A 12024-nucleotide genomic window follows, 5' to 3' on the forward strand; every position below is an offset into this window, starting at 1 on the left:
CCTGGTGGCCAGGCCCACCCACCCCGCGGCCGAGCAGGTCTTCACCCTGAGCTGGGCACAGGTGCCCGGGACGGACGTGACCTATGTGATGGAGGAGGCCACCCGGCCGGACTTCGTCGATGCCTGGGAGGCGTACCGGGGCCGGGACATCCAACGCACCATCTATGGCCTCCCCGCCGGCATCCGCTACTACCGCGTGCACGCCGAACAAGCCGGTGCCGCCGGTCCGCCGGCGACGGGCGTGGCCGTCACCGTGACGCCCCCCGTGAGCTGGCGGCTGAAGTCCTCGTTCTCGGCCGGGCCGCTGCTGGCGGTGCACCGGGCCCTGCTGCGCATGGCGTGCGCGCGCGGGGACCTGCTGGCCGTGCTGTCCCTCCCCGAGCACTACCTCGAGGACGATGCGCTGGCGCACGCGGTGCAGCTCCAGTCCCCGCTGGCCAGGGCGACCGAGGGCGTCCAGGCCCTGGGCTTCGCGGAGGAGCACGCCCTGAGCTACGGCGCCCTCTATCACCCGTGGCTCCTCGTCTCCGAGGAAGGCCAGCCCCCGCCGCCGCGCCGCATGCCTCCGGACGGGACGGCGTGCGGCGTGCTGGCACGGCGAGCGATGGAGCGCGGTGCGTGGGTGGCCCCGGCCAACGAGCCCTGGCGCGGCGTGGTGGCGCTCACGCCGCCGCTCGCCCGGGAGCGGTGGTTGGACCTCCAGGAGGCACGGGTGAACGTGGTGCGCCAGGAGCCTCGGGCCTTCCTCACCCTGTCCGCGGACACGCTCGCGCTGGAGCCGGGGGTGCAACCCATCTCCGTGCGGCGGCTGCTCTCCCTGCTGCGGCGGGCGGTGCTCCGGCTGGGAGCGGATTATGTCTTCGAGCCCAACGAGCCCAGCTTCCACCGGCGGGTGCAGCGCGGCTTCGAGGCGCTGCTCGGAGAGCTCTTCACCCGGGGCGCCTTCGCCGGGAAGACGCGCGAGGGCGCCTTCCAGGTGGTGACGGGGGACGCGCTCAACACACCCGCCCAGATGGATCAGGGCCGCTTCTTCGTGGACATCAAGGTGGCACCGTCCACGCCCCTCACCTTCCTGAACGTGCGGCTCGTCCAGAGCGGTGAGCACGGGCTCGTCACGGAGGCACGCTAGGCCATGTCCACGCCCCAGGACGAGACCACCATCGCCCCGTTCACCGCGTTCGCCTTCGCGGTGGAGATCGACATCCGGGACGTCAGCCAGAAGGCGTGCAGCGCCGCCTTCTCCGAATGCGACGGCCTGGAGATGACGATGGACGTGAAGACGATTCGCGAGGGCGGCAACAACGGCCGGCAGATCCGCCTCACGGGTCCGCTCGGCTTCGGGCAGCTCACGCTCAAGCGGGGGATGACCGCCAGCTTCGACCTGTGGGACTGGTTCGAGGCCGTGCAGCTGCGGCCCCGGCTGCGCGCCAACGCAGAGGTGGTGGTGTTCGCTCCGGGGCCGGGGCAGGTGGAGCGCGCGCGCTTCATCCTGTCGCGCTGCCTGCCGGTGAAGCTCAAGGCGCCGGCCCTCAATGCCAGGGATGGGGCGGTGGCCATCGAGGAGTTGCAGCTCGCCTACGAGTCGCTCACCCGCAAGCGCATTCCCGGAGGTGTCTGAGCCATGCCCGAGCCCACTCCCCTGGCCAAGGCCGAGCTGCGCCAGCTCAACGCCAAATTCACGGAGGAAATCGAGCGCGGCACCTGGACCCAGGTGCAGTTCAATCCGGAGACGCTGAAGGTCAGCTTCGCCAATCAGGTGCCCACGCCCTCCGGCACCGGAGACCAGCGCGGCACGCCGGGCCGGCAGTACGTGGGCGCCGGCACCACCAAGCTCGCCGTCCAGCTCTGGTTCGACGTCACCCATCCGGAGCACGTCGACGCGAAGCTGGATGACGTCCGCAAGCTGACCCAGAAGGTCGCCTTCTTCATCACCCCCAAGAAGGTGGGGGAGGACTTCATTCCTCCCGCCGTCCGCTTCCTCTGGGGCACCTTCGAGTTCGACGGCGTCATGGAGTCGTTGGAGGAGTCGCTCGAGTTCTTCTCCCCCGAGGGAAAGCCGCTCCGGGCGAGCGTGTCCTTCACCCTCACGCAGCAGAAGGTCACCGTCTTCTCCTTCCGTGCCGTCAAGGGCACTCCCGGGAGTGCGCGGACGCCGAGCGGCATGCCTCCGGGCACCGTGCCGATGGTCCAGGCGTCCGCCGGCGCCACGCTGCAGGGCCTGGCGTCCGCGGAGGGCGATGGCGCGGACTGGCGCGCCATCGCCAGCGCCAACGGCATCGAGAACCCGCGACTGCTCCAGCCAGGACGGCTCCTCGACCTGAAGGCGGGAGTGGGACTGGGAACCGGGGCGCAGGCGGGCTTCACCTTCAATGAAGGCTGACCGAGGAGCGGACCATGGCCGTCGTCATCAATGAGTTCGAAGTCGTCCCCGAAACAGCCCCCGTGCCACGGCCCGCCGCCCAGCCCGAGCCCGGCGGCACTCCCCCCTCCGCGCCTGAAAAAGCAGCGGAGTTCGCCCTTCTCTTCCACCGCGAGTTGGAGCGCCAGCGCCGCGTGCGCGTGTACTAGCCATGGCCGACGGAACCGACTCCAGCCAACTCAAGACGTCCCGCCCCACCTTCCATGTGGATGGACAGGCGCAACCCACGCTCACGGGCGGGCTGCTCCTGCTCCGCATCGCGGAGAACACCCAGGGCCTGTACCGGTGCGAAGCGACGTTCGGCAACTGGGGTCCCTCCGGGGGCGGCACCAGCTTCCTCTACTTCGATCGGCGGATGCTCGACTTCGGCAAGCCCTTCCAGGTGCGGCTTGGCCAGACGGTGCTCTTCGACGGCCGCATCACCGCGCTCGAGGCCCGCTTCCCCGAAGCCAGTCCCCCGGAGCTGACGGTGCTCGCCGAGGACCGGCTGCAAGAGCTGCGGATGACCCGGCGGACCCAGACGTACGAGGGCCTCAGCGACGCGGCCGTCATCGAGGAGGTGGCCCGCCGGCATGGTCTCACCGCGCAGGTGGACGTGAGGGGCCCCACCTACAAGGTGCTCGCCCAGGTGAACCAGAGCGACCTGGCCTTCCTGCGCGAGCGCTGCCGGACGCTCGACGCGGAGCTGTGGGTGGTGGGCTCCACCCTGCATGCGCAGGCGCACGAGAAGCGCGCGGGCACGCCGCTCGTGCTGGGCTACCACAACGAGCTGCGCGAGTTCAGCGTCCTCGCGGATCTGGCCGGGCAGCGCAGCGAAGTGATGGTGGGCGGCTGGGACGTGCGGGGAAAGGAAGCGCTGAAGCACGTGGCCACGGACTCGGTGCTCGGCGCCGAGTTGGACGGCGGACTCAGCGGTGCGAGCGTCCTCGGCTCCGCCCTGGGCGAGCGCAAGGAGGTGCTCGTCCACACCGTTCCCCTCAACAGTGACGAGGCCCGTGCCCGCGCGGAGACCTTCTTCCGGCTCTCCGCACGGCGCTTCCTGGTGGGCCGTGGCATCGCGGAGCCCACCCCCCGGCTGCGGGCCGGAGCGCGCGTGGAGCTGCGAGGGCTGGGGCAGCTCTTCAGCGGCAAGTACTACCTGACGGACGTGACGGTGAGCTTCGACGGCGCGCGCGGCCTGCGCACCGAGTTCGTGGGCGAGCGTCCGGGGCTGGGCAAGGAGTAGGGGGCCGGCATGTACGACAGGACTGCCTTCGAGACCATCATTGATGAGCGGGTGCCGGAGGGGCTCGGCGGGCGCTTCTACGGCCTCTATCCGGCCCTCGTCAGCGACGTGAAGGATCCGGACAACCAGGGCCGCGTGAAGGTGACGCTCCCCTGGGCCCCGGACTCCGGCGGCGCGCGCTACGAGGCCTGGGCCCGGCTGGCCACCCTCATGGGCGGCAACAACCGCGGCACCTGGTTCGTCCCGGATTTCAACGACGAGGTCCTGGTGGGCTTCGAGGCCGGCGACCCCCGCCGCCCCTTCGTGGTGGGCGCACTCTGGAATGGAGGAGATCGCCCACCGGAGAGCATGGATGGCGCCGGGAAGAACGCGCGCAAGGTCATCTGCTCACGCAACGGGGTGAAGCTCACCCTCGACGATACGGACGGCCAGGAGACGCTCATCCTGGAGACGCCCGCCGGCCAGAAGGTGACGCTCAAGGACGGGCCCGCCTCCATCGAAGCCCACGACGCCAACGGCAACTCCCTGAAGATGGAGGCCAGCGGCATCACCCTCACCAGTTCCGCGAAGGTGACGGTGACGGCGAGCACGGCGGAGCTCTCCGTCAGCATGCTCACGGTGAACGCCGGCATGTCGAAGTTCAGCGGCGTGGTGCAGGCGGACACCGTCATCACCAACAGCGTGGTCAGCACCTCGTACACGCCCGGCGCGGGGAACATCTGGTGATGGCCGGGCTCCTTCCCCATCAGGTCCAGTGGGTGACCGCCTCGCCGCTGTGGAGCACGGCGAGCAGTGAGCCGCCGCGGATGCGGGCGCCCCAGCTCCTGTGCTTCGAGTCGGACCGCTTCATGGAGGAGCTCGCCACCCGGCTGCAGGCGCTCCCCGGGCCGGATCTCTCCGCGCTCGTGCCCAGCCCCGACCTGGCCCGGCCACTCAAGCTCTTCCAACCGGCGCACGGGCGCTTCTACCTGGTGTCGGCGAGCCTCGTCTGCCGGCTGGCCGGACTGCCCGACCATGTCGTCGATGCCACGCGGAGCGAGCGCATCGCCTTCGTGCTCCGCCGCCTCGACCCGAGTGGCGCCGAGCAGGCCTGGGTTCCCGATCCCCAGGACGCCACGAGGCAGCGGCACCTCTGGGTCTCCCGCTCCCGCGGGGCGGAGAAGCAGCTCGCCACGGACGAGGAGCTCTTCCCCATGTTCCCGGTGAACTTCACCGTGGAAGGCCGCCGCCGCCGGCTGCTGGCGGGCTTCGTTCCCACGTCGAGCCACGAGACCTTTCAGTCCGCGGGCTCCTTCGCCCCCGCGGATGCCGAGGGCAACCCGCTGGAGCGCCGGGCCCTGGAGCAGGTGGTGGAGCCCTACGCGTTCCTCCAGGCCATCCCCAGCACCCAGGCCGAGACGGAGCCGGAGCAGGACGCGTCACGCTTCCTCTTGCTGGACCTGGCCACCTTTCTCCAGGAGACCCTCCCTTCGCTCTGGGCCGCGCTCGACACGGGCGTCCCACCGCCGGGCGCCTCGCCCGCGAGGGCGCTCTACGACACGCTGGCGAGCCACCGCGCAGGCAGCAACTCCGCGCCCACCTGGCGCGAGGCGCTGAGCACCGCATGGAAGGAGCGCGAGCCCATCTCCTCCGGCCAGCGGGGCTCGCTCGGCACCAACCTGCGCTTCAGCACCCTTCCGGCAGCCACGCTGCGGACGCAGCTCGCCCAGGCGCTGGCGGCGAGTCCCCGCGCCCCCACCCAGCCCTCCGGAGAGGTGGCCAGGCTGGAGCGGCCCGGAGAGAGCCGGTACGTCATCCGCTGCGTCTACCAGCGGCCACGCTGCGGGGCCCTCCAGCCGCCCGTCATCAGTGAGCCCACGGTGAGCTTCACCCTCGCGGCCTTCTTCGAGCCGGATGCTCCCGCCCGGCCGGTGCAGATCACCCTGCCCGTGGACACCAGCATCGCCGGGCTGCGCAAGTTCAAGAAGAACGTCAGCTTCGTCCTGTCCGCGAAGCTGCGCAGGCAGATGTCTCGCGTGGGTGAGCTGAAGGCTGTGATGGACAAGAAGCTCCCCGAGGAAACCCCCATCGAACTCGGGGAGATCTGCTCGTTCTCCATCCCGATCATCACGCTCTGCGCCTTCATGCTCCTGATGATCTTCATCAGCCTCCTCAACATCGTCTTCTGGTGGATGCCCTTCCTGAAGCGCTGCCTGCCCACGGTGAAAGCGACGTGAACGCCATGGATACCGGAAAGCTGCTGGGGCGAGGCATCAGCTTCCCCCCGAGGGTCGGGCCCGACGGCCGCATGCAATGGTCCGAGGGCGAGCGCAACGTGCGCGAGTCCATCCAGGTCATCCTCACGACGGAGCGGCGCGAGCGCCTCTTTTCGCCCGAGTTCGGCGGGAGCCTCGGCCAGTTCCTCTTCGAGCCGAACACCGCCACCACGCGTCACCGCATCGCCGAGCGCATCACCCGCGAGCTGGCCCAATGGGAGCCCCGCATCACGGTGGAGTCCGTCATCGTCGACGAGGACCCGGCCGACTCGTGCACCGCCACCGCCACCATCACCTACCGGCTCGTCGCCACCCAGGCGCGCGAGCGGGTCAGCCTGACCGTGACGCTCGTCGGATGAGGAGGCCGCCATGTCACTGACCCTTCCCAACCTGGACGACCGCCGCTACCAGGACCTGCTCGACGAGGCCCTGGCCCGCATCCCGGTCCACAACCCCGAGTGGACCAACTTCAACAAGAGCGACCCGGGCATCACCCTGGTCGAGCTCTTCGCCTTCCTCACCGAGAACCTCCTCTTCCGCGCCAACCAGATCCCGGAGCGCAACCGCAAGAAGTTCCTCTCGCTGCTGGGCATCCCGCTGCAGCCGGCCACCCCCGCCCGGGGGCTCGTCACCTTCACCAACGAGCGCGGCCCGCGTCAGGTCTTCACCCTCAATGCCGGCGTGGAGGTGCGCGCCGGCCAGGTGCCCTTCCGCACCACGCGCGGGCTGGACGTGCTGCCCATCGACGCCCAGGTCTTCTACAAGAAGCAGGTCACACCGGATGCGCAGGTGCTCGCCCACTACACCGAGCTCTACGCGTCCTTCAACGCCACGCCCCCTGCCGCCGACCTGCGGCTGTACGCCACCACGCCCTTCTCTCCGCGGGGGACCGAGCCGGTGGACCTGGGCGCGGAGGCGATTGATCGAACGCTGTGGGTGGCCCTGATGCTCCGCGAAGCGGATCGGCCCCGGGCGGGAGAGGACTGGGAGCACAAGCGCGGGGAGGCACGCGAGGCGCTGCTCGGGAAGACCCTCAGCCTGGGCCTCGTCCCGGTGGTGGACGAGGAGGGCAGGAGCGTGTCCCCGGGAAGCGGCTCGGCCCCGGGCGGACAGCCGGCGGTGCTCCAGTTCCAGCTTCCCAGCCTGCCCCCGCGCGGAGAGCTCCCGGGGCGCCCGGGCCAGCGCAACGCGAGCTACCGGTCGCTCACCTCCCTCGAGGTGCCCACCGGGCCCGCCGTGGCCGACATCCCCCTGCCCTCCTCTCGCGAGGAGCTGGAGCTGTGGACGAACCTGGATCCGCTGGAGGCGGGCACGCTGGACTTCCCGCCCGCGCTCGACAACGAGGTGCTGGAGCAGCGCGTCCTCACCTGGCTGCGCATCACCAGCCCGGCGCCGGCCCGGCTGAAGTTGCTCTGGGTGGGCCTCAACACCGCCGAGGTGCTCCAGCGCGCCCAGGTGCTCAACGAGGTGCTGCCCCCGGGCAACGGCGAGCCGGATCAGGAGAAGAAGCTCTCGCGGGCGCCGGTGCTCCCGGGCACGGTGCGGCTCTCCGTCGCGCCGCCCAACGGCCAGCCCGAGCCGTGGAGCGAGACAGACGACCTGATGAGCGCGGGCCCGGAGGTGGCAGTGAGGGGTCCGCGCCTGCCCACGGGAACCACCCCTCCGCGCAACCCGCGGGTGAAGGTGTTCACGGTGGATGCGGAGGCGGGGCTCCTCCGCTTCGGCGATGGCCTGCGCGGGGCCCGGCCACCGTTGGGGGCGGAGCTGCGGGTGGACTACGACCACGGTCTTGGCAGCGCCGGCAACCTGGGACCGGATGCCATCACCAGCGGGCCCTCGCTGCCGGCGGGCTTCAAGGTCACCAACCCGCTGCCCACCTGGGGGGGCTCGGACGCGGAGACGACGCGCGAGGGAGAGAAGCAGATCACCCGCCATCTCCAGAACCAGGACAGGCTGGTGAGCGCCCGCGACTTCGAGACGCTCACGCTGCGCACGCCTGGCGTGGCAGTGGGCCGCGTGGAGGTCCTCCCCGCCTTCCACCCGCTCCTGCCCTCCGACACGCCCGGCAATGCCCCGGGAGCCGTCACCCTCCTGGTCATCCCCAGGAACGAGCCGGAGCCTCCCCCGGCTTCCGGGCCGGACCACTTCCTGGAGGCCATCTCCTGCTGGCTCGCGCCCCGCCGGCTCGTCACCACCGAGCTCTTCATCCTGCGGCCGGTCTACAAGGACATCTGGGTGACCCTGGGCATCGACGTGGTGGCCGGGATGTCTGCCGCCACCGTGCGCGAGAAGGTGAAGCAGGCGCTGCTGGACTTCCTGTCGCCCCTGCCCCCTCCGGACGTGGAGCTGCTCGAGGACGAGGTGTCGCTCGCCGCCACCCCGCAGCACTCCACCGCGAGCCGGGGCTGGCCGCTGCGCAAGGCCGTGGTCGCGCTGGAGTTGGTGGCGGTGGCCAGCCGCGTCCCGGGCGTGGCGTGGGTGACGAAGGTGCGCCTGGCCCCGAGCGGCGGCGGCGAGCTGGACTCCATCCCCATGGACGGCCTGCAGCTCCCGCGCGTGGCCGGCGTCTCCGTAGGAGTGGGTGAAGCCCCCCCGCTGGAGGAGCTGCGGGGCACCAGCGCCCCTGTCGCCGAGCGTCCCTTCATCCCGGTCCCCATCGTCCCCGAGGAGTGCCGGTAATGGACGCCAACGGCACCCGCTTCCAGTTGCTGCTCGGGCGCGACGACTGGGCGCGCTGCCTCCAGGTGGACGCTCCGCCAGGGACGACGCGTCCCCGGCTGGGAGATATCTGGAGCCGCATCGAGAAGAAGGAAGACCCACCGAGCCCGCCCCGACTGGCCTGGGACGCCGAGGCCGCGGAGCTCACCCTCCAACCCAAGCTGTTCCACTTCCTCGCCGCGCCACGAGATGTCGCGCCCGGGCTCGAGGCCCGCCGCGGCGCCGGGCGTGACCGGTACGGCAACACCTATTGGATTGGGGACGACCGGCGCTCGTTGCGGGTGCAGTCGAGCGGCTCGGGAACGGTCAGCCTCTTCTGGCCGGAGGAGCTCCCCTCGGCGGGGCCGTCCCAGGAAGGTGGCTTCGGGCCGGTGCAACCACCCGCGCCACCCGCGCCTCCGCTCCTCGGCGGGCTGGCCGTCACCTCCCACCACTACCTCGTGGTGGGCTCCGTCGAGCCGGCCGGGCTGCTGGTGTTCGACCTGCACGCTGGCGGGCCCCCCCTGCGCATCCTCTGGCCACCCGGAGTGGCCGTCCCCTTCGACCTCGCGGCCACGCCCGATGGCGGAGTGCTCGTGCTCGATCAGGACCACCGCCGCTACTGGCGGCTGGACGCGGGCTTCCACGCACTGCCGTCCGGCGCGGACCTCGTCCTGGAGGAAGAGCGGGAGGAGACCTTCCAACCCACCGACAAGCGCTTCCTCCGGAAGACGCTGGCCCGGACCTTTCCCCAGGGCGTCTCACTGGAGGCGGCGTCACCGAGCCCGGCACCCGGTCCCATCGCCATCGAGGCGCTGGCGGACGGACGTGTGCTCGTCCTCGACCGCGGCGGCACGGACAGCCGCGTGCTGCTGTACAAGGACGGTGTCCTCCAGGGGAACCCCGTCCCCCTCGTCCTCGTGGGCCACGACTTCGCCTTCCTCCCGGCAGGGAGCGACGGCTCCAGCCCGGAGGCGACAAGCCAGATCCTGGGACGGCTCTACGTCGTCTCCGCGGAAGGCAACCAGACGTTCTCCTTCCTCGTCGAGGAGAAGAAGGCGGCCCCCGGACAGCTCCTCCTCACGCAGAGCACCGACTACTTCCCGATGCGCCTCTTCGGCGGCAAGGCGCTGGTGACCGGGCAGGGGCGGCTCTTCTACGACTTCCCCGACGGCTTCATTCCCCTCGTGCCCCAGCGCCGCCCGCGCTACGAGACGGAGGCCGTCCTCCTCACGCCCATCTTCGACGGACGCACGCCCGACTGCGTCTGGCATCGCCTGTTCCTCGATGCCTGCATGCCCCCGGGCTCCTCCGTGCAGGTGCGCAGCCGCACGGCCAACGAGTTCGCGAAGGTGGAGCTCGCGCCGTGGAACCCGGAGCCCGGGTTCAATTACCTGCGCTCGGATGGCTCGGAGCTGCCCTGGGTGCCCCCACCCTCCGGTGAGCACCGCGGCACCTGGGAGCTCCTCTTCCAGCGCGCCCGCGGCCGGCACCTGCAGGTCGAGCTCACCCTGCGCGGTCCCGGCAACGCTACCCCGCGCGTCCAGGCCCTGCGCGCGTACTACCCGCGCTTCTCGTACGCCGAGCGCTACCTGCCCGCCATCTACCGGCAGGAGCCGGACGCGGCCAGCTTCCTGGAGCGCTTCCTCGCCAACATGGAAGGCTTCTTCACCACCCTGGAAGACCGCATCGCCGCGGCGCAGGTGCTCTTCGATGCGCGCACCGCCCCGGCCGAGACGCTGGACTGGCTGGCGGGATGGTTCGGCCTGGTGCTGGACCCCGCCTGGGACGAGCCCCGGCGGCGGTTGCTGCTCCGCCACGCGGTGGACTTCTTCCAATGGCGTGGCACGCCGCGCGGCCTGCGCATGGCGCTCCGGCTGGCGCTCGACGACTGCCCGGACGAGTCCATCTTCCAGGAGAAGGAGCCGCTGGGCTCGCCCATCCGCATCGTCGAGCACTTCCGCGCGGTGCAGGTCGCGGCGGTGCCGCGACCCCAGGCCAGTACGAGCGGCATCCGCGCGGTGGTGGTGCGAACACGCTGGGAGCCCTCCCAGGGCGGCGCGTCCCTCACCGAGCGCTACCGGAAGGCCCTGGCGGAGGCCGGGCTCTCCCCGGAGCCCCAGCGCTTCCCCCTGCAGGCGCCCGAGGACGCGGGCGCCGCGGAGGTGTGGAACACCTTCAGCCGGACGGTGCTGGGCTTCGTCCCCGCCTCCAGCCCCGAGAACGAAAAGCAGTGGCGGCAGTTCCTCGCCCGGCGCTACCGCCGCATGGGCGAGCTGAATGGCGCCTGGGGCACGGGCTACGCGGACCTCTCCCAGGTATCGCTGCCATCCACGCTGCCCGGGGATGGGGCTGCCCTGGTGGACTGGTACCAGTTCTCCAGCGTGGTGCTCCCCCTGCTGCGCGCGGCCCATCGCTTCAGCGTGGTGCTGCCCGTGCCTGGGGGGCAGACCGCGGAGCAGCACCTCACGCGCAGGGAACAGGCGAGGCGCCTGGTGGAGTTGGAGAAGCCGGCGCACACCGTCTTCGACGTGAAGTTCTACTGGACCCTGGTCCGGGTGGGCGACGCACGCCTGGGCGTGGACACGCTCGTCACGCTCGGAAGCCGCGCGCCAGAGCTGATGCTGGCGATGGTGCTCGGGCGCGGGCACCTGTCCGAATCCTATCTGGCCGCGGGCCACCCGCAGGATGTCGCCGACCGGCACATCCTCGGGAGAGACCGGCTCGCGAGCATTCCGACCCACAGGAGTGATCTCCGATGAGCACCTTCGGCGCAGTCTCCACGGCCGCTCGGCGCGCCCCGATGGACCCGACCAAGCACGTCAACTACGAGCTCGGCATGGTCCTGGGCGTGGACGACTTCACCCAGGAGTTCGCCTACCTCTCCGAGCGGGATCGCTGGCTGGCGAGGGACCTGCTGGGCTACGGGACCGTCTGGGGCCTGGCGGTGACGACGGGCCTGGGCACGCGCGGCCCGGAGGTCCGGGTCTCCCAGGGTGTGGCGGTGAGCCCGCGCGGCCAGCTCCTGCGGGTGGCGCCCGCCCAGTGCGCGACCCTCGACGACTGGCTGAGGACACGCACCCAGGAAGTGACGGATCGGCTCTCGGGATCGCCAGAAGGCACGCCGCTCAAGGTGTACGTCGTCCTCGGCTACGACGCCTGCACCACGGACCCCGTGCCCATTCCGGGCGAGCCCTGTCGCTCCGAGAGCGACTCGATGAAGGACTCCCGCATCGCCGACAGCTTCAAGCTGGAGCTGAGCTTCGAGCCGCCCAGGCAGTTCGAGGAGGATGCCCTGCGGGACCTGGTGCGCTGGCTGCGCGCCCACGTCCAGGTGTCGCCCACGCCTGGCACCTCGCTCCCGCTGAAGGACTTCCTGAAGGCACTGCGAGACGCGGCAAAGCCCGCCCCTCCGGTGGACGGAGAGC

The 12024-nt window shown here is 71.0% G+C and carries 10 protein-coding genes and 1 pseudogene; all 11 read left to right on the forward strand.

Annotation, left to right across the window (positions count from 1 at the left end; all coding sequences use genetic code 11):
• Window positions 1-1129 (forward strand): hypothetical protein (locus D7Y21_RS36465; RefSeq protein ID WP_233612424.1); only part of this gene is annotated, 1129 nt, incomplete at its 5' end.
• Between the two features lie 3 nt (window positions 1130-1132).
• The gene (locus tag D7Y21_RS36470) at window positions 1133-1618 is read left to right on the forward strand and encodes a phage tail protein (protein ID WP_121718144.1); all 486 of its coding nucleotides are present in this window, start codon (window positions 1133-1135) and stop codon (window positions 1616-1618) included.
• Between the two features lie 3 nt (window positions 1619-1621).
• Window positions 1622-2380 carry a peptidoglycan-binding protein gene (locus D7Y21_RS36475; RefSeq protein ID WP_121718145.1) on the forward strand — a complete coding sequence of 253 codons (759 nt, stop codon included), beginning with the start codon at window positions 1622-1624 and terminating at the stop codon, window positions 2378-2380.
• A gap of 14 nt (window positions 2381-2394) precedes the next feature.
• Window positions 2395-2568 (forward strand): hypothetical protein, encoded by a 174-nt coding sequence (locus D7Y21_RS42045; RefSeq protein WP_158627405.1) that lies wholly within the window; start codon window positions 2395-2397, stop codon window positions 2566-2568.
• Between the two features lie 2 nt (window positions 2569-2570).
• The gene (locus D7Y21_RS36480) at window positions 2571-3644 is read left to right on the forward strand and encodes a phage late control D family protein (RefSeq protein ID WP_121718146.1); all 1074 of its coding nucleotides are present in this window, start codon (window positions 2571-2573) and stop codon (window positions 3642-3644) included.
• Between the two features lie 9 nt (window positions 3645-3653).
• Window positions 3654-4370 (forward strand): phage baseplate assembly protein V, encoded by a 717-nt coding sequence (locus D7Y21_RS36485; protein ID WP_121718147.1) that lies wholly within the window; start codon window positions 3654-3656, stop codon window positions 4368-4370.
• A complete protein-coding gene (locus D7Y21_RS36490) occupies window positions 4370-5860 on the forward strand; it encodes a hypothetical protein (RefSeq protein WP_121718148.1) in 1491 nt (496 codons plus the stop codon). The genes D7Y21_RS36485 and D7Y21_RS36490 overlap by 1 nt, the downstream gene beginning before the upstream one ends.
• Window positions 5861-5931: 71 nt before the next feature.
• Window positions 5932-6258, forward strand: coding sequence for a GPW/gp25 family protein (locus tag D7Y21_RS36495; protein ID WP_233612425.1), 327 nt, complete (start codon window positions 5932-5934; stop codon window positions 6256-6258).
• Window positions 6259-6268: 10 nt separating this feature from the next.
• The gene (locus D7Y21_RS36500; RefSeq protein ID WP_121718149.1) at window positions 6269-8578 is read left to right on the forward strand and encodes a baseplate J/gp47 family protein; all 2310 of its coding nucleotides are present in this window, start codon (window positions 6269-6271) and stop codon (window positions 8576-8578) included.
• Window positions 8578-11358, forward strand: coding sequence for a phage tail protein (locus tag D7Y21_RS36505; protein ID WP_121718150.1), 2781 nt, complete (start codon window positions 8578-8580; stop codon window positions 11356-11358). The genes D7Y21_RS36500 and D7Y21_RS36505 overlap by 1 nt, the downstream gene beginning before the upstream one ends.
• Window positions 11355-12024 (forward strand): annotated as a pseudogene (locus D7Y21_RS36510) (hypothetical protein); the annotation flags it as partial. The gene D7Y21_RS36505 and the pseudogene D7Y21_RS36510, both read left to right, overlap by 4 nt.

The sequence above is a fragment of the Corallococcus sp. AB045 genome (assembly GCF_003668895.1).
Classification (GTDB): domain Bacteria; phylum Myxococcota; class Myxococcia; order Myxococcales; family Myxococcaceae; genus Corallococcus; species Corallococcus coralloides.

What these genes read in the sequence shown, in the direction of transcription:
- D7Y21_RS36480 (WP_121718146.1), top strand. Translation starts at nt 2,571, where the DNA reads ATGGCCGACGGAACCGACTCCAGCCAACTCAAGACGTCCCGCCCCACC.
- D7Y21_RS36475 (WP_121718145.1), top strand. Translation starts at nt 1,622, where the DNA reads ATGCCCGAGCCCACTCCCCTGGCCAAGGCCGAGCTGCGCCAGCTCAAC.
- D7Y21_RS36485 (WP_121718147.1), top strand. Translation starts at nt 3,654, where the DNA reads ATGTACGACAGGACTGCCTTCGAGACCATCATTGATGAGCGGGTGCCG.
- D7Y21_RS36470 (WP_121718144.1), top strand. Translation starts at nt 1,133, where the DNA reads ATGTCCACGCCCCAGGACGAGACCACCATCGCCCCGTTCACCGCGTTC.
- D7Y21_RS42045 (WP_158627405.1), top strand. Translation starts at nt 2,395, where the DNA reads ATGGCCGTCGTCATCAATGAGTTCGAAGTCGTCCCCGAAACAGCCCCC.
- D7Y21_RS36505 (WP_121718150.1), top strand. Translation starts at nt 8,578, where the DNA reads ATGGACGCCAACGGCACCCGCTTCCAGTTGCTGCTCGGGCGCGACGAC.
- D7Y21_RS36495 (WP_233612425.1), top strand. Translation starts at nt 5,932, where the DNA reads ATGCAATGGTCCGAGGGCGAGCGCAACGTGCGCGAGTCCATCCAGGTC.
- D7Y21_RS36500 (WP_121718149.1), top strand. Translation starts at nt 6,269, where the DNA reads ATGTCACTGACCCTTCCCAACCTGGACGACCGCCGCTACCAGGACCTG.
- D7Y21_RS36490 (WP_121718148.1), top strand. Translation starts at nt 4,370, where the DNA reads ATGGCCGGGCTCCTTCCCCATCAGGTCCAGTGGGTGACCGCCTCGCCG.